Annotated in this window: 18 protein-coding genes; 9 read left to right on the top strand and 9 right to left on the bottom strand. The window is 66.6% G+C overall.

The window, feature by feature from the left end:
• Positions 1 to 7 precede the first annotated feature (7 nt).
• From BJ987_RS15215 to BJ987_RS15205, 3 genes are all read right to left on the bottom strand, one after another.
• A complete protein-coding gene (locus tag BJ987_RS15215; RefSeq protein WP_209889885.1) occupies positions 8 to 745 on the bottom strand; it encodes an ANTAR domain-containing protein in 738 nt (245 codons plus the stop codon).
• A gap of 18 nt (positions 746 to 763) precedes the next feature.
• The gene (locus BJ987_RS15210) at positions 764 to 1,555 is read right to left on the bottom strand and encodes a GAF and ANTAR domain-containing protein (RefSeq protein ID WP_209889882.1); all 792 of its coding nucleotides are present in this window, start codon (positions 1,553 to 1,555) and stop codon (positions 764 to 766) included.
• Positions 1,556 to 1,810: 255 nt separating this feature from the next.
• A complete protein-coding gene (locus BJ987_RS15205) occupies positions 1,811 to 2,431 on the bottom strand; it encodes a TetR/AcrR family transcriptional regulator (RefSeq protein WP_209889879.1) in 621 nt (206 codons plus the stop codon).
• Positions 2,432 to 2,507: 76 nt separating this feature from the next.
• Here BJ987_RS15205 and BJ987_RS15200 point away from each other — a divergent pair, with 76 nt between their 5' ends.
• Both BJ987_RS15200 and BJ987_RS15195 read left to right on the top strand, forming a co-directional pair.
• Positions 2,508 to 2,891: a DUF1761 family protein gene (locus tag BJ987_RS15200; RefSeq protein WP_209889876.1), complete on the top strand. Its 384-nt coding sequence runs from the start codon at positions 2,508 to 2,510 to the stop codon at positions 2,889 to 2,891.
• A 399-nt stretch (positions 2,892 to 3,290) separates the two neighbouring features.
• On the top strand, positions 3,291 to 3,608 hold the full coding sequence (locus BJ987_RS15195; RefSeq protein ID WP_209889873.1) for a DUF222 domain-containing protein: 318 nt from the start codon (positions 3,291 to 3,293) through the stop codon (positions 3,606 to 3,608).
• A 22-nt stretch (positions 3,609 to 3,630) separates the two neighbouring features.
• Here BJ987_RS15195 and BJ987_RS15190 read toward each other — a convergent pair whose 3' ends face one another.
• Entirely contained in the window at positions 3,631 to 4,518 is an 888-nt protein-coding gene (locus tag BJ987_RS15190) for an LLM class flavin-dependent oxidoreductase (RefSeq protein WP_209889870.1), read from the bottom strand.
• Between the two features lie 268 nt (positions 4,519 to 4,786).
• On the opposite strand from BJ987_RS15190, the gene BJ987_RS15185 reads away from it, so the two are divergent.
• Complete coding sequence (locus BJ987_RS15185; RefSeq protein ID WP_209889867.1) at positions 4,787 to 5,227, top strand: pyridoxamine 5'-phosphate oxidase family protein; 441 nt, start codon at positions 4,787 to 4,789, stop codon at positions 5,225 to 5,227.
• A gap of 11 nt (positions 5,228 to 5,238) precedes the next feature.
• Here the strand turns inward: BJ987_RS15185 and BJ987_RS15180 are convergent, their stop codons facing one another.
• From BJ987_RS15180 to BJ987_RS15170, 3 genes are all read right to left on the bottom strand, one after another.
• Entirely contained in the window at positions 5,239 to 6,495 is a 1,257-nt protein-coding gene (locus BJ987_RS15180; protein WP_209889864.1) for an RNA polymerase sigma factor, read from the bottom strand.
• The gene (locus BJ987_RS15175; protein WP_209889861.1) at positions 6,492 to 6,884 is read right to left on the bottom strand and encodes a YciI family protein; all 393 of its coding nucleotides are present in this window, start codon (positions 6,882 to 6,884) and stop codon (positions 6,492 to 6,494) included. Before BJ987_RS15175 ends, BJ987_RS15180 begins: the two co-directional genes overlap by 4 nt.
• A gap of 99 nt (positions 6,885 to 6,983) precedes the next feature.
• Positions 6,984 to 7,466, bottom strand: a complete 483-nt coding sequence (locus tag BJ987_RS15170) for a hypothetical protein (RefSeq protein WP_209889858.1) — start codon at positions 7,464 to 7,466, stop codon at positions 6,984 to 6,986.
• A gap of 111 nt (positions 7,467 to 7,577) precedes the next feature.
• On the opposite strand from BJ987_RS15170, the gene BJ987_RS15165 reads away from it, so the two are divergent.
• From BJ987_RS15165 to BJ987_RS15155, 3 genes are all read left to right on the top strand, one after another.
• Positions 7,578 to 7,919: a TetR family transcriptional regulator C-terminal domain-containing protein gene (locus BJ987_RS15165; RefSeq protein WP_209889855.1), complete on the top strand. Its 342-nt coding sequence runs from the start codon at positions 7,578 to 7,580 to the stop codon at positions 7,917 to 7,919.
• A 166-nt stretch (positions 7,920 to 8,085) separates the two neighbouring features.
• Positions 8,086 to 8,976 carry a manganese catalase family protein gene (locus tag BJ987_RS15160; protein ID WP_209889852.1) on the top strand — a complete coding sequence of 297 codons (891 nt, stop codon included), beginning with the start codon at positions 8,086 to 8,088 and terminating at the stop codon, positions 8,974 to 8,976.
• 13 nt (positions 8,977 to 8,989) lie between these two features.
• Complete coding sequence (locus tag BJ987_RS15155; RefSeq protein WP_209889849.1) at positions 8,990 to 9,574, top strand: hemerythrin domain-containing protein; 585 nt, start codon at positions 8,990 to 8,992, stop codon at positions 9,572 to 9,574.
• Positions 9,575 to 9,594: 20 nt separating this feature from the next.
• On the opposite strand, the gene BJ987_RS15150 is transcribed toward BJ987_RS15155, so the two are convergent.
• The gene (locus BJ987_RS15150) at positions 9,595 to 10,995 is read right to left on the bottom strand and encodes an amidohydrolase family protein (protein ID WP_209889846.1); all 1,401 of its coding nucleotides are present in this window, start codon (positions 10,993 to 10,995) and stop codon (positions 9,595 to 9,597) included.
• Positions 10,996 to 11,129: 134 nt separating this feature from the next.
• On the opposite strand from BJ987_RS15150, the gene BJ987_RS15145 reads away from it, so the two are divergent.
• Positions 11,130 to 12,041 carry a TetR/AcrR family transcriptional regulator C-terminal domain-containing protein gene (locus BJ987_RS15145; protein WP_209889843.1) on the top strand — a complete coding sequence of 304 codons (912 nt, stop codon included), beginning with the start codon at positions 11,130 to 11,132 and terminating at the stop codon, positions 12,039 to 12,041.
• A 21-nt stretch (positions 12,042 to 12,062) separates the two neighbouring features.
• On the opposite strand, the gene BJ987_RS15140 is transcribed toward BJ987_RS15145, so the two are convergent.
• Positions 12,063 to 12,488 carry a DUF6924 domain-containing protein gene (locus tag BJ987_RS15140; protein WP_209889840.1) on the bottom strand — a complete coding sequence of 142 codons (426 nt, stop codon included), beginning with the start codon at positions 12,486 to 12,488 and terminating at the stop codon, positions 12,063 to 12,065.
• A gap of 212 nt (positions 12,489 to 12,700) precedes the next feature.
• Between BJ987_RS15140 and BJ987_RS15135 the strand changes: the two genes are divergently transcribed.
• Complete coding sequence (locus BJ987_RS15135; RefSeq protein ID WP_209889837.1) at positions 12,701 to 14,005, top strand: family 1 glycosylhydrolase; 1,305 nt, start codon at positions 12,701 to 12,703, stop codon at positions 14,003 to 14,005.
• Between the two features lie 100 nt (positions 14,006 to 14,105).
• Positions 14,106 to 14,969, top strand: coding sequence for a helix-turn-helix domain-containing protein (locus BJ987_RS15130; RefSeq protein WP_209889833.1), 864 nt, complete (start codon positions 14,106 to 14,108; stop codon positions 14,967 to 14,969).
• Positions 14,970 to 15,034 lie beyond the last annotated feature (65 nt).

The following is a 15,034-nucleotide window of genomic DNA, read 5'->3' as shown; positions in this document are numbered from 1 at the left end:
GCAGCGGCTACCCGGTGGGTGGCCGAGTCAGGATCGTCCCGGTGTCCACCGCACCCGAGACCACGCCGGCGGACACATCGGCCAGCCGCAGGTTGTTGCTGCGCGCGTGCTCGCGCAGCCGATGAAATGCCTGATCCATATCGAGTTGCCCGCGCTCGGCGAGCACGCCCTTGGCTTGTTCGATCACGATCCGGCTGTTCAACGCCGAACGTAGTTGGCTGTTCAGGGTTTTGGAGCGCTCGAGCACCCGGGATTGCAGGATGCCGATGCAGGCGACATCGGCCAGCGCCTGCGCCACCCGCAGGTCCGCGTGGCCCAGGGCAGACGCGCTCGTCCCGTAAAGGTCGAGCGCGCCGATGGTTTCGGTGCGGAGCCGCAGCGGCAGGGCATACGCCGAGAGGTAACCGTTGTCCAGACCGCGGCGCGCGAACTCCGGCCAGCGGAACGCGGCCGCGGCGAGGTCGTGGACCGGAACCGGGATGCCGGTGTGGCAGGACTGTATACCCGGGCCGTGGGCGGATTCGAGCTGGAACAGTTCCAGTCGATGTGTTTGCCCGCTGGTCGCGGCCGACACCCGCAACACTCCGCGGTGATCGGACAGCAGCAGCCCGGCCTGAGCGGCGTCGAGCAACCGCACGCAGGCCTCGACCAACTGCTGACAGCGGTCGGCCATGTCGTAGTCGGCGGCCGAGGTGTCGGCGAGCCGCACCAAGGCGTTCAGCAGGGGTCCTTCTCGGGATTCCATGGTCTACGGCTCCCTTTCTCAGATGTTCTCGGGACCGAACCGCAACCGGCGGGCCACGACCCGCTCGGCGACCTCGGTCAGCGAAAGCCCTTGCCCGTAGGCGTATCCCCGCAGCAGGGCGTAAGCGCCCCGAGCCGAGGCACCGGCTTGGGCGATCACTATGCCGGCGGCTTGGTGGACAGCGCGGTTGGCGGCCCCGGCCTGCCACCACCACTCGAACCCGCCACCTGTTTCGGTGGCAGCCTGGTCGGTCAGTAGGAGATCACGGAGCGGCGTAACCTCACAGACGCGTCCCCCGGAATCGCGGGCGGGCCCGCCGCCGCTTCGCGGACTGCTGGAGAGCAGCAGCGTGGTCACCAGGTCGGCGACGTGCAGTCCCGCGGCGAGGGTGTTCCGGTCCAGATCGCGCGGTCGGGCGCAGTAGAGATCGAGCACACCCAACCGCACGACCCCGAGTTGCAACGGCAGCGCGAGCATCGAGCCGTTGATCCTCCGGTCGGCGAGGACACCGAGAAATGCCGGCCACCGCTTGTTGTCGGCGCGCAGGTCCCGGACCAGGACCGGGGAGCTGTCTTCGATCGCGGTCACACCGGGGCCCTCGCCCAGCGCGGCTTGTACTTCTTCGATAGCGGCGGCGGTGCTGTCGGTGGCGCACCACGCTTGCAGACCCGCGTCCAGCTCGTCGATCGCGATCGCGGCTCGCTCGATCGAAAGCACCTCCGCCGCAGCGGTGCACAACTCGCTCATCCGATAGTCCCCCTGCTGAAGAACCGTCAGGAATCGGGTGGTCACCTCGGCGAATGCGGACATCAGAGGCGATCAGGGAAGCTCACGCCACCACGCCTGTCTCGTCCGCTCTCGAGTGGGCCCTGCCTCGGCGCAGTGCAGCTCCCGCGTCGCGGACTCAGACGCGAGAAGTATCGATTTCAATGATAGGCGCCGACGAGATCCTTTGGCGTGCAAGCCATCTAAACACCAACCCGGTCGGTGACCGTACCGAGTTCGATGGACTCGGTTGTCCCACGGCCCGAGCGGCAGGTACAGAATTCACCAGCACGGAGGTGGTTACACCCGATCGTAAGCAGCCAGGAACAGGTCGACCGCCGCATCGGCCGTATCGGTCGGCGTCGCGGTGGGGTCGAGCATCCGAGCGTTCAGCGGTGCGCCGACAACCAGCCAGGTGAGTTGTTCGGCGGCCGCCTCGGGATCAGGGATCCGCAGCATGCCGCGGGCGTCCAGTACCCGGAGCGTCTCGGCGAGATCGGCGATGTTCCTGATCCAACTCTGGTGCAGATAGGTTCTTCCGACCGCGGGCTGACGGGCCGCCTCGGCGGTCACCAGGCGGCGCATTTCGACCACGGTCGACGAGAGAACACCCGCCAGCAGACCTCGCGCCCAGGCCAGTAGTCCCTCGCGGATATCCTCGGCCGCCTCGAGCCGTGCGAGGGCCGGCCGCATCGCATGCCGGCCGGCGGTTGTCCAATCCGCCACAACCGCGGCGAACAGACCTGCCTTCGAGGGGTGTTCGCGATAGAGCGAGGCCTTGGAAATCCCGGCACGCGCGGCGATCTCGTCCATCGACGTTCCCGCGAAACCGAACTCCAGAAATACCTCGCGGGCGACGGCCAGCAGTTCGGCGCCGGATTTGCCGCGCGGTCGGCCCCGGCGTCCCTCGGGAGAGTTCATGCACGACATTTTAGTACTTGACAGTACTGACCCGGCCTCCTACCTTTAGTACTAACCAGTACTAAAGGAGTGGCTCATGAATATCGCAGCGGGAATCGTCATCGCGGCGGTTGTCTCCTTCGTCATCAGTGCCGTGTTGTACGCGGCGCCCCCGGTCGCCGCGCTGGTGGCACGGACGAGTGCGCCACGGCCCGGGCTCGGCCTGCCGGTGCAGATGGCGTCCGTGGTGCTGCGTGGCTTGGTGGCGGCCGCGGTGCTGGCCACCCTGCTGCTCGCCGGAGACCGGCATGGCGCCGGGGCCGGGGCGGCCCTGGGCGCGATCGTCGCGATACTTCCGGTGACCATTCTCAGCGGCGCGATCGTCCACGAGAACGTTCCGATCCCGACCGCCCTGGTGCACATGGCGGACTGGATCCTCAAGCTGGTCGTCAGCGGTGCCGTGCTCGGACTGTTCATCTGAGCTCAGCCGACCGGACCGATCGAGAGCGCTGGTGATGACCGAGGAGCGGCGTTCGTGGCGGAATTTCGCTGGCGCAACTATCTGCTCGCGCTGCTCCTGAGCGTTGCCGGGCTCGCCCTCGGATCACTTGTCGCACTGTCCACGTTGGCGCTCAGGATCCGGAGCCGAACGACCCCTACCCGCAGCTCGCCGCAGGAATCACCCTCAGCGCCTTCGGTACCGTGCTCCAGCGGTGGAGCGCAGGCGACCCGGACCCCGCCGCGTTGACCGAGGCGGCGTTCGCCGTCGTCGCACCAGCTTTGGACGCCCTGGGTTCCTAGCCCACCGGCCGTGACAGCGGCTCAGGCATGCCAGGCCGAATTGTCGAACATACGTTCTATTCTGCGATAGGCTGCCCGCGTGAAAATACATTCGACCGCGCTGGCGCCGGATGCTCGAACGTCAGGCTGGGCCGAACTGGCCGATGTGGACCTGCTGCGTATCCTCGTCGAAACCGAGCGCCGCCGAAGGCAGCTGGATGCCGCCATGCGCGCGGCCGTCGCCGAAGCCGAGCGCCGTGACCTCGCCGCGGACACCGGGTATCGGGACACCGTGGAGCTTTTGACCGATCTGCTGCGGATCAGTGCGCACGAAGCGCGCCGGCGAATCGAATACGCGGCTCCACAGGTCCGCGCGCGTTCCAGAAAAGTGTGGCGGGTGCTGGCGGCAGCGAGTTGAGCCCGGAACCGGGCCTCGAGCGTCAAGGCCGTGCGGCCACCACCTCGGTCGCCACCTCGAGGAAGTTCAGGTCGGTGACGGCCGGAACCAGGATGAACTCGTCGCACCCGGCCCGCTCCGCACCGTCGAGGATCTCGGCGAGCACCTCGGGGCTCGACGCCCGCGCCGAGGCGGCGACCGCCTCGGCCGTCCTGGGTCCGAGAAAGCCGAGGTAGCGAGCGGTGAAGGAGCGCAGCGCAGCGGGTGCGTCGGTGCCGCCCAGGGCGGTGAAGCAGCCGCTGACCTTGCGCGGGGTGGTCGTACGACCGGCCTCGGCCCAGCACCGCTCGGCGAGTTCGTTCACCTCGGCGATCTGCTCGGCGGCGCCGGGGATGCTGAAGCCGGAGATACCGTCGGCCCACCGCGCCGCCCGGCGCATCGCCTTCGGACCCATCGCACCGGCCAGGATGATCGGCCCGCCCGGCCGCACGCACGGCGGCCCGACCGGATCCGCGCCCTCGAACGGCGGCTTGCCCGCCAGCAGTGACTTCAATTCGGCGACCTTGTCGTCGAGTTGCTGGTGCCGTCCCTTGAAGTCGGCTCCGAGAGCGCGATAGTCGTGTTCGCGACCGCCGACGCCTACGGCTACCTCGAGGCGGCCGTTGGCGAGCTGGTCGAGGGTGCCGATCTGCTGGGCGACCATCGCCATCGGGTGCTGCGGCAGCACCCAAAGATTCGCCAGGACCCGCACCCGCTCGGTCACCGCGGCGCAAGCGCCCAGCGTCGCCACCATCTCCGGGTTCGAGAACGTCACCCGCTCGCCCACCGAAACGCTCGAGAACGGGCCCGCGTCGATCCGCCGGGCCCAGTCGAGCGTCGTACCCGGTCCGTAGCCGGGAGCCATCTGCGGAAGCGCGACACCGATCTTCATGTGGCGACCCTCTCAGACCGACCCGGCCCCGGTCAGGCGATCACTGATTCCGATGGCGCACCGGGTGTCGGCCACATCCACGGCACTGGTTGCATACCGGACTGAGCGAACCAACGGTCGCCATGTCCCGAAAGACCGAGGAGCTCAACGCGGTTCGGCCGCAGCAACGCCAGCTGAGCACCCCGCCGAGCAGGGCAGCACGCCTCTTCTGCCAGAGCATGCGGAAAACCTGACAAGGGCTGTCACGGAGCGGTGGCATCCTGCTCCCATGGCGACATGGCAGCAGTTCGCGAGTGAGGCACCGGAGTTGGCCGCACAGGTGAGGTCTCGATTCGAGGCTCACAAGACACATGTACTGGCCACCCTGCGCAGGGACGGCGCGCCGCGGGTGAGCGGATCAGAAGTGGAGTTCATCGGCCCGGACCTGATGTTCGGCTCCATGCCCGCCGCGAGGAAGGCGGATGACCTGCTGCGGGACGGACGGTGCGCTATCCACGCTCATCCCGGCGACGGTGACGCCAAGGTCAGCGGTGTCGCGGTCGAGATCACCGGACCGGCCAAAGCTCCCCTCGGCTCGCCGCCCGGTGTCCTGGACTTCCGGTTGGACCTCACCGAGGCGGTTCTCACCTCTGTCGACGCGGCGGCGGAGTTGCTCATTGTCGAACACTGGCGTCCAGGTCGCGGTGTGACAGTCACCCGCAGGCGCTGATCGGTGGCGACCTACTCGCACGATGTGCGCTCTGGGTCGGCGAGGCGACGCAGACGATCGTTGAGGTACCGCTGTTCGGGGACGCTGGTGGCGAGTTGCGCGGCCCGGCGATAGCTGTCGACGGCGGCGGTCCGGTCGCCGAGCATTTCCAGCAGGTGGGCGCGCACCACGTGGGTGCGATGGTGACGTCGCATCGACGTGTTGTCGAGCAGGGGCGCGATCAGGTCCAAACCGTGTTGTGGGCCGACCGCCATGCCGACCGCGACGGCGCGGTTGAGCGTCACGAACGGGCTGGGTGCGACGCGGTCGAGCATGGCGTAGAGGATGCTGATCTGCGGCCAGTCGGTGCGCTCCCAGTCGGATGCTTCCGCGTGCACCGCGGCGATCGCCGCCTGTAACTGGAACCGGCCGACATGGCCGCGCGGCAGGACCCGCTCCAGGATGCCGACGCCTTCCGCGATCAGTTGCCGGTCCCACCGGGCACGGTTCTGTTCGGCCAGCGGTACCAGGTTGCCGTCCGCGGACCGGGTCGCCGCTCGAGCGTGCGTGAGCAGCATGAGGGCCAGCGCTCCCGCGACCTCGTCGTGCTCCGGTATCGCGGAATGTAATTGGCGGGTCAGGCGAATCGCTTCCTCGGTCAGGCTCCAATCCACCAGTGCGCCGCCGGCGGAACGGGTGTGCCCCTCGGTGAACAGCAGATGGCACACATCGAGGACGGACGTGATGCGCGCGGGTAGCTCCGAGGGGCTCGGTAGCTCGAACATCGCACCGGCCGACCGCAAAGTCGACCGGGCCCGGGTGAGACGTTGCGCCATGGTGCGTGGCGGAACGAGGTAGGCGGCGGCGATCTCACCGGTTCCCAATCCGCCTACCGCGTGCAGGGTCAACGCGACCTGCGAAGAGCGGCTCAGAGCCGGATGACAGCAGAGCACCAGCATCCGCAGCATGTCGTCGCTGTCGTCTGCCGTCTGATCCACCGCCGGCACCGAGTGCGCGTCGCTCGGCTGTGCGGCGGCCACGGCCTCTTCGCGTCCGGCCCGCGCCCGGTCGGCCCGCACCCGATCGATCAAACGCCGTGCCGCCACCGCGATGAGCCAACCGCGCGGATTGGCGGGCACCCCATCGCGAACCCACTGCACCGTCGCCGCCTCGGCCGCTTCCTGGGCGGCATCCTCACAGTCACCGAGGTCGCCGTGCCGGCGCAGCAGGGCGGCCAGGACGTGCGGCGACTCGCGCCGCCACGCGTCCTGCACCACCCGTTGGCTCACTGGTCGTCGCCGCCCGGCCACATCGCGGGCCGCAATTCGACGGTTTCCCCGGGACCGGCGAACTGCGCGGCGATCTGCTCCGCGCGGGCATGATTTTCGACGTCGATCAGGAAGAACCCCGCCAAATGCTCCTTGGCCTCCGAATACGGACCGTCGGTCACCAGTGGTCTGCCGTCGCTCCACCGGTACAGCCGCGAGGACTCCGGCGCTCCGAGTGCCTCCCCCGTCAGCAGCTCACCCTTTTCGTGCATCTCCCCGAGCAACTTCTCGAAATCGGAGTTGACCCGGTCGCGCTCCTCCTGGGACATCGCCTGGTATTCGGGCAGATAGTCGCCGGTGGGATGGCCCCATGGTTGCGGATTGGAGTGAATCAGGATGACGTACTTCATCATGGCTCCTTCGCGATCACGGATGCGCCCCGATGGCCCATCCTTACCCGGAACGTCGGAGCCGACGCCATGATGTCTACATTCCGTCGAACCCATCCGCTACTTCACGCGCACCGCGACTTTCCACGGCAGCATGACGGAGGGGCAGTCGCGGTCCGGATCAGGTCGGCAATTCCGTTCTACGCTGATCACGCTGTCGCCGGGCTTGTCCACCCGGAAAACAGCCGCGGCGCCACCGGCGGGCGTCACACCGGCGGAGACGCGCGGCAGGATCGACGAGTCACTGGAGACCGGGAGCTGCCACGTGTACGTGACCCCGTTCTCCCGATAACTACTGAGCCGGACCTCGATGTCGTGGCCGACCTCGGCGACTATCGACCTGGCGGAGTCCGCGTTGGTGAGCACGACGCTCCCGGCCGCCGACGCCTGGACGGAAACAGCCAGGGGCGTCGATGCCAATGCCAGAATGCCGAGCCGACCACGGGATCGGTTGCGGATACGGTGCATCCCGACATCAAACCGGGAGCCTGCCGTGCCGAGTGCCAGCCCGCCGTCAGATCGGTGTGTCGGCACGACGCGCAATTGCCAACTGGTAGAGCCGAACTCCGGGGAACCGTCCGTTACCAGCGTTGGCCGCGCCGAGCCAGCCGACCATCGCCGGCCTCGGAAGTCCAACCAGCAGTACGCAACTGGATGCCTATCGAGCTCACCCCTTTGTCCGAAATGCCGGGAACGGTACGGGACCGGTTACGTGACATCGTCGCCGACTGGCGCGCCGTCCGCACCGCCGAAGTCGCTGCGGCACAAAAGGTGTCAACCACTGCGGATCGACCCTGCGAGGAGATCGCCACCGTAGTCATCGGCATTTCCATGGCGGTCAACCAGGAAATCCAACTGCTCGCCGACCGACCAACAAGGACGAGCGGCCATGCGGTGCGCAGCCCGGCTGCCGCTGTCCTGACAGCTCCGACTTCGTCGCCGCATGAGAAGAACCAGGCGAGGCAATCCTCCGGCCCGCCCCGCGCATCGTGCTGACCGATTGCTATGGATTGGGAAGTCTGGACGCACCCGCACAGAACCAGCGGCGTCAACCCAGGTGATCCCTGCGCCCAGTTGTTCCAAGTCACTGAAAGCTGACTGTTTGCTGCACACCATGCCGGGTAGACCAGCGGAATCATGCCCCGACGATCTGAGGAGAAACATGTTCGTCCACAACAAAGACCTTCAGTTCGAGGTTCGGGTGGAGCGGCCCGATCCACGCTTCGCGACCCTGCTGCAAGAGCAGTTCGGCGGCGCGAACGGCGAATTGAAGGCGGCGATGCAGTACTTCAGCCAGGCTTTCGTACTGCGGCGCAAACATCCGAAGATGTACGACCTGTTCATGGATATCGCGACCGAGGAATTCAGTCATCTCGAAATCGTCGGTTCGATGATCACCATGCTGCTCGACGGCCTCAACGACGACCTGAAGCAGGCCAACGAGCACTGTGACTGGATGCCGGTGATCGCCTCCGCCGACGGCCGTGAACAGGCGATTCACCAGGTCGCGGTGGACCCGCTGTTCTTCGGGCTGCGTGGCGGCGGTCCCGATGTCGGCAACTCCGCCGGTGTGCCCTGGTCGGGGTCCTACGTGAACTCCAATGGCGAGCCCTCGGTGGACCTGCGCAGCAACCTGGCCGCGGAGTCGCGCGCCAAAATCGTCTACGAATACTTGAAGCAGTTCACCGACGATCCCGGTGTGCAGGACACGTTGTCCTTCCTGATGAGCCGTGAGGTGGCGCATTTCCAGCAGTTCACTGCCGCACTCAACGAGTTGCCGGTGAATTTCCCGCCGGGAGTCTTGCCCGGCGACGACCGCTTCCAGAATCTTGCCTTCAACATGTCCGACGGCGCGGGCAGCGCGCGCGGCCCGTGGAACGAGGGGCAGGGACCGTGGCCCGAGGGCATGGAATGGCACTACATCGACGACCCGTCCGGGGAATGGCTTGCCGGTGACGAACGCGTCAACCGGGGCCCGGAAATGAACCCCGAAGGCGCGCCCGCGGTGCAGGGCAGCAAGCCGTTCACCCACGAACAGCACGGACCACAGTGAGGGGTCTAGCCCGATGGACGCGTTGACATTTTTGCGCGGGGACCACGAAAGCGTGCTGGGAATGCTGGAATCACTCGAGCGCGGCACTCCCCAGAGCCGGCGACAGCAGGATTTGTACTCCGAGATGGTGACGAGTCTGATCATCGCCGAGTCGCAGCACGAGGCGGTGGAGGAGCAGTACTTCTGGCCCGCGGTGCGCCGAGCGTTGCCCGAGGGCGATGAACTCGCCGACACCGCGATCGACCAGGAAGACCGGGCCAAGGTGCTGCTGCAGGAACTCGAGCAGCAGCCAGTCGGCAGTGACTACTTCCAGGCATTGCTGACGCAGTTCATCTCCGCCGCACGTGCGCACATCACCTTCGAGCAGGACGAGGTCTGGCCACGTTTCGCCGCGGCACAGACCCCGCAGGAGCTCGAGAGGCTGGGGCAGAAGATGGCCGCGGCCAAGAAGCTGGCACCGACCAGGCCACATCCGGACACGCCGTCGGATCCCGCCGCATTGAAGACAGCGGGCCTGGTGGCGGCGGCCGCGGACAAGGTGCGCGACATGGTGAGGGGGCGATCGAGGCTCAACCCACCCGATCCGCCCGCGCCCTGAGATCGTGGCCGGCCGAACCCTCAGCGGCCGGCGCCCGCGATCTCCTTCGCGGTCGCCAACAGACCGGCACGCTCCTCCGGTCCGACGAAGTACCCGTCGACCACGACGGCGTGGATTCGCTGGGTGTTGCGGATGTCGGCCGAGGGGTCGGCGTCCAAGATCACCAGATCCGCCACCCGGCCCGCTCGGACAGTGCCGGACCACTGCTCGCGGCCCTGGAACCTGGCAGGTTCCAGGGTCGCGCATTGCAGAGCCCGCAGGGGCGTCAGACCGGCGGCAACGAGCTGCTCGAGTTCGAAATGCAAACTGAAACCCGGAAACAGGCCGGGGCCGACGGAGTCTGTGCCGGCGAGTATCCGTACCCCCGCTTGGTCCATGGCGCCCACGGTCGCGCGCCGCCAATCGAGTAGATCGCGATGCTGTGCGGTTTCCGCGGTCGACCGCCCGCCGCCGCAGTAGATATGCGTTGTCAGAAACTGCCAGGACTCCGGAGTACCGGGTACCAGGTAGTCCATTCGCTCGTCCTCGAGCCGAATCGACTCGGGCCGATCGACGACCGCGTGCACGGCAAGGGTCGGTGTGCACGCGACATCGGCGGCAACGAGCCGTTCGAAAACCGAAGTCGCCGTGGCGCCGTCATACGAGGCGACCGCGTCCCACTCGACAGTGCTGACCTGCTTCAGCCAGCTGCCGAGGTGGAACTCCGGAGCGGTCTCGATGCCGGCCAGCGCCGCTTCGAGCCGGTCGACATCCGATGATGTCGCGGTCCAGACACCGAACATGTGCTCGAAAGAGCGTTGGCCGGAGTCGATCTGCTCCAGGAACGCCACGTTGTCCGATCGATGACCGGCTACGGTGATGTCGCGCCGGTGCGCCTCGGCGAGGACGGCCCGGTAGGCCTCGGGGGCGAGCCGCGAGTACACCTTGATGAAATCCGCGCCGGAGTCGATCGCCTCGGCCACGGCTCGGCGTGCCTGTTCGGGTGAGCTGATCGTCACGATCGGTGCGTCCGGGACGTCGGACCACAGGCCGGGCACACCGTCGAAGAGCGGGCTGGCGATGGTCATCCGTGGACCGAGAATCTCGCCGGACTGGATCTTCCGGCGAATCCGGTGCAGCCCGGGCCGGCCCCACATTTCCCGGACGGCGGTCACGCCGTTGGCGATGTACAAACTGGCGAAGTGTCTCGGGTCGTCCGTCTCCGACTCGCTGTGCACATGCATGTCGGTGAGACCCGGGATCAGGTACTTGCCCCGGAGGTCATGCACCAGCGCCTCGACCGGAATCGGAACCTGCGCCGCGGGTCCCACCGTGGTGATCACACGGTCGATGACGACCACGGTCTGGTCGGGTCGAGGCGGAGCGCCGGTGGCGTCGATCACCGTCGCGCCGACATATGCGTGAATTTCGGAACCGGTCATGAGTACAGCGTATTTGCGCACTAGCGCTCCGCTAGGTCGAACAGTGCACTTGCTTGTCCCGGTGCGGTTTTCGCGCCTATACCCTCAAGGTCATCGCCTGTCCAACCATGGGGTGCACTAGTACGCTCTGTCGGGTGGCCGAATCGAATGACTTGCCATCGCAGCGAATCGCGGCGGCGTTGCGGCAGCGAATCCGCAGCGGACAGCTCAAACCCGGTGATCGAGTTCCGTCCACCCGCCAGCTTGTCCGGGACTGGGGGGTGGCCATGGCGACCGCGAGCCGCGCCCTGTCGATACTTCGAGACGAGGGCTTGGTGACCACTCGGACCGGATCGGGGACGGTGGTCAGCACCGCCCACGGGTCCCACCGCCCGCCCCTGACTCGAAGCCGCGTCCTCGCCGTGGCCGTGCGGATCGCCGATCGCGAAGGACTGGAAGCGGTGTCGATGCGCCAACTCGCCGGTGTGTTGAAAGTGTCTCCGATGTCGCTGTACCGGCATGTCGCGGGGCGCGACGAGTTGGAGGTAATGATGGTTCGCGCCATTTTCAAGTCCAGTCCGCTGCCCGACCCGATGCCCGCGGGATGGCGTGCGCGACTCGAAACGGTCTATCGATTGCAGTGGCGGCTGTACCGAGCCCATCCCTGGCTGGCGGAATTGACCTTGGTGACCCGGCCCCCGCTCGCCCCGGAAGCGATGTTGCACACCGAGTGGACTCTCGAAGCGCTCGCTGAACTGCGACTCGACCTGCCGACACGCGTTCGCACCGCGCTGGCCCTACCGGCCCTGGTCCATGGCCTCGCACTCGCGGCCCTGCACGAGATACGCGCCGAGCGTCAGAGCCGTCTGCGAAATGCGGAGTGGTGGGCCACCATCGAGGCCGATGCCACCGAACTGCTGCACAACGCCAACTTCCCCCGGCTCACCGAACTGGGCGCCTTGCCCACCGAAACGTTCGGCCTCACCGGGTTGGATGAGACCTTCGAACTAGCGCTCCAGCACTACCTGGACGGACTCGCCGCCGGTCAGCACCCGGTGCGGAACTAGCTACTCCAGCCGTCGATGCTGCTACTGGTCCTCGAAACCGCGAAAGACACCATCCTCGCCGACTCCGCCGGCGTAGTCCTCGAAGTCCATGTTGGCCAGAAAGAGGTTGACCTCGACCTCGGCCATGGCGATCGGCGCGATCCGGAACACCGGGGCGTCCTCCCCTCGGGCGTCCTCGTCGCTCGTGTCGACCGCCAGCAGGGGGTGTTCGGGGTCGGTCATCGTGGTGGTGTCGGCCAGGAACAGGTAGGTCTGGCCGTCGACCAACTCACCCAGGTCGGCGAGGGTGAGCCCGTCGAAGTTCACGTCGTCGACCGGTGTCAGCTCGGACATCGCGTCTTCGTCGTAGGAGGCGATGACCGCCGCGAGGGTTTGGGCCCACGCCGCATCGTCGCTGAAATCCGTACGCACCAGAAGCGATTCGCCCTCGGGCAGAGTTCGTGCCATCTGCCCGATTGTGCCCCAAGGCAACCGACCATCGGCATCGTGCTCGTCGCACGATCACATACCGCCGTCGTCGACGCACCATGGCGGAGGCGGTAGCTACGCCATGGCCATACCGATACCTGCGACACCCGCCGCACTGCCCGAGAATTAGCTAACCGGCAGTTACCCTCCATTCGGACATTCACGACACCTTCGTCCGGAGGAGGATTCTCGTGCGCACCCAGTTGCACCGGCTGGCCCTGGCGGGGCTGGCCGTGGTCACGACGATACTGACCGCCACCACCTCCTCCGCGACTCCGCTCGTTCCCGCTACCAGCGTCGACGGCGGTCTCGGTCCGAACTTCTGGTGGGGTGTGGCGGCGTCCGGGTTCCAATCCGAGGGGAACGCGCCGGACTCCAACTGGCTGCGCTACATCGAGGCGAATCCGGACTGGGACCGATACCAGAACGCGGTGGACTTCCGCTCCCGCTACACCGAGGACATCGCGCTCGCCGCCGGGCTGGGCGCGAAGGTGTTCCGCATCGGCATCGAATGGGCCCGGCTACAGCCCACTCCGGAGCGGTGGGACGAGAACGGGTTCGTCTTCTACGAGCAGGTGGTGGACGCGATCGTCGATGCCGGTATGCATCCCATGCTGACGCTCGACCACTGGGTGTATCCCGGCTGGGCCGTCGATCAAGGGGGCTGGCGTAATCCGGGCATGGTCGAGCAATGGCTGGCCAACGCTCGTATGGTCGTGGACCGCTTCGCGGCGCGAAAGCCGGTGTGGGTCACCATCAACGAGCCGGTCGCCTACATCATGCACGAGGTCCGCCAGAACGACACCGACGCCGCGGCGATGCTCGACCGCGTCGCCGAGGCGCACAACACCGTCTACGACTACATCCACCAGGTCCAGCCCGACGCCTTGGTCACCAGCAATGTCGGTTATGTCGCCGGCGCCGAGACCGAGGTCAACGGCCCGCTCATGCAGCGCATCGCGGCCAAACTCGACTTCATCGGCGTCGACTACTACTACGGTCACGAACCGGCCGAGGCCGGCGATCCGCCCAGGGACCTGTGGGAACTGCCGATCCGCCCCGAAGGCATCTACTTTGCCCTGCAACACTATTCGCGCCTGTATCCCGGCAAACCGCTGTGGATCGTCGAGAACGGCATGCCCACCGAGGACGGCAAACCACGCGCCGACGGCTACACCCGGTCCGACCATCTGCGCGACACCGTCTACTGGCTGCAACGCGCCGAGGCCGACGGCATGAACATCCTGGGCTACAACTACTGGTCGATCACCGACAACTACGAGTGGAGCTCCTACACACCGCGTTTCGGCCTCTACACCGTCGACGCCCGCACCGACCTGAACCTCGAGCGCCGCCCCACCGACGCGGTCGACACCTATCGCCGGATCATCACCCACGGCGGCGTCCCCGCCGGCTATGTGCCGGTGCGCACCCCGGCGGACTGCTCCCTGGTGGACCCGCCCGCCAGCTGCGACTCCCCCGTCACGGTGCCGTAACCGCCCCGGTAGCCATCCGCTCGGGCGATACGACTACTTTTCCTGTGCGAATCTGCTGCACTGAGTGGACTCTCACGTTTGCACGGGAAAGGATCTTGGCATGGCAGGCAAGCGCACCGTCCTCACCGCGGGCTTGCGCCGCCTGGCCGCTCTGCTGTTCGAGATGCGGGAAGGTGTCGGGCTCAGCAAGGAAGAGGTCAGCGGCAAGACCGGAATCAATGTCACCACGCTGTATCGCATCGAGGCGGCCCAAGCCCGCCCGCAGCGGCGCACCCTGATGACACTGCTCGATCTGTACGGGGTGGAACAGGAACGACGCAAGTATGCCCTGGATTTGCTGTCGGACGCGCAGAAACCCGGAATGTCCCGCCCGTGGGAGGGCAACCTGACCGAGGTCTACGCCGCGTACATCAACTTCGAGTCCGAAGCGCTCTCGGCGCGGCACTACCAGACCTCTTATATCCCAGGACTTCTGCAAACCGAGCAATACGCCATGGCCGTCATCGACACCACCATGCCGAAGGTCGAAGCCTCCATCATGGAGAGCCGCGCACAAGCCCGGATGGAACGCGCCCGGGTGCTCAGCAAGGACGACCCGCTGGAACTGTGGGTGGTGCTCGACGAAGCCGCGATCCGCCGCGTGGTCGGCGGCCCCGAGGTGATGCACGGCCAACTGCAGAAGCTGCTGCAGGAGAGCAAGCGCAAAAACGTTATCCTGCAAATACTTCCGTTCAATGCGGGTGCGCATCCCGGTATGGCCGGTTCGTTCACCCTGGTGGACTTCCCGAAGCCGGAGGATCCAGAACTGGTCTACGTCGAGGGCATCGCCGGCGACGAGCTCATCGAGGGCCATACCGAGATCCGCCGCTTCGGCGTCATCTTCGACCAGCTGCGCGCGATGGCGCTGAGCCCGCGCGATTCCTCGGCGTTGATCGAGGACATCGCCGAGAGCATGCGGTCATGACACGAAACCGCCTGACCTGCGACTAGTTTCGGCGCGAAACGGGTAGTCTCCTTTGTCCGGATGTC

Source organism: Nocardia goodfellowii (assembly GCF_017875645.1).
Taxonomy (GTDB): domain Bacteria; phylum Actinomycetota; class Actinomycetes; order Mycobacteriales; family Mycobacteriaceae; genus Nocardia; species Nocardia goodfellowii.
This window is presented reverse-complemented; position numbering and strand designations above follow the sequence as displayed.

Bases quoted from the DNA above. Each gene is read 5' to 3' on its own strand.
- BJ987_RS15215 (WP_209889885.1), bottom strand. From the start codon at position 745: ATGGAATCCCGAGAAGGACCCCTGCTGAACGCCTTGGTGCGGCTCGCC.
- BJ987_RS15210 (WP_209889882.1), bottom strand. From the start codon at position 1,555: ATGTCCGCATTCGCCGAGGTGACCACCCGATTCCTGACGGTTCTTCAG.
- BJ987_RS15205 (WP_209889879.1), bottom strand. From the start codon at position 2,431: ATGAACTCTCCCGAGGGACGCCGGGGCCGACCGCGCGGCAAATCCGGC.
- BJ987_RS15200 (WP_209889876.1), top strand. From the start codon at position 2,508: ATGAATATCGCAGCGGGAATCGTCATCGCGGCGGTTGTCTCCTTCGTC.
- BJ987_RS15190 (WP_209889870.1), bottom strand. From the start codon at position 4,518: ATGAAGATCGGTGTCGCGCTTCCGCAGATGGCTCCCGGCTACGGACCG.
- BJ987_RS15185 (WP_209889867.1), top strand. From the start codon at position 4,787: ATGGCGACATGGCAGCAGTTCGCGAGTGAGGCACCGGAGTTGGCCGCA.
- BJ987_RS15175 (WP_209889861.1), bottom strand. From the start codon at position 6,884: ATGAAGTACGTCATCCTGATTCACTCCAATCCGCAACCATGGGGCCAT.
- BJ987_RS15165 (WP_209889855.1), top strand. From the start codon at position 7,578: ATGCCTATCGAGCTCACCCCTTTGTCCGAAATGCCGGGAACGGTACGG.
- BJ987_RS15160 (WP_209889852.1), top strand. From the start codon at position 8,086: ATGTTCGTCCACAACAAAGACCTTCAGTTCGAGGTTCGGGTGGAGCGG.
- BJ987_RS15155 (WP_209889849.1), top strand. From the start codon at position 8,990: ATGGACGCGTTGACATTTTTGCGCGGGGACCACGAAAGCGTGCTGGGA.
- BJ987_RS15150 (WP_209889846.1), bottom strand. From the start codon at position 10,995: ATGACCGGTTCCGAAATTCACGCATATGTCGGCGCGACGGTGATCGAC.
- BJ987_RS15140 (WP_209889840.1), bottom strand. From the start codon at position 12,488: ATGGCACGAACTCTGCCCGAGGGCGAATCGCTTCTGGTGCGTACGGAT.
- BJ987_RS15130 (WP_209889833.1), top strand. From the start codon at position 14,106: ATGGCAGGCAAGCGCACCGTCCTCACCGCGGGCTTGCGCCGCCTGGCC.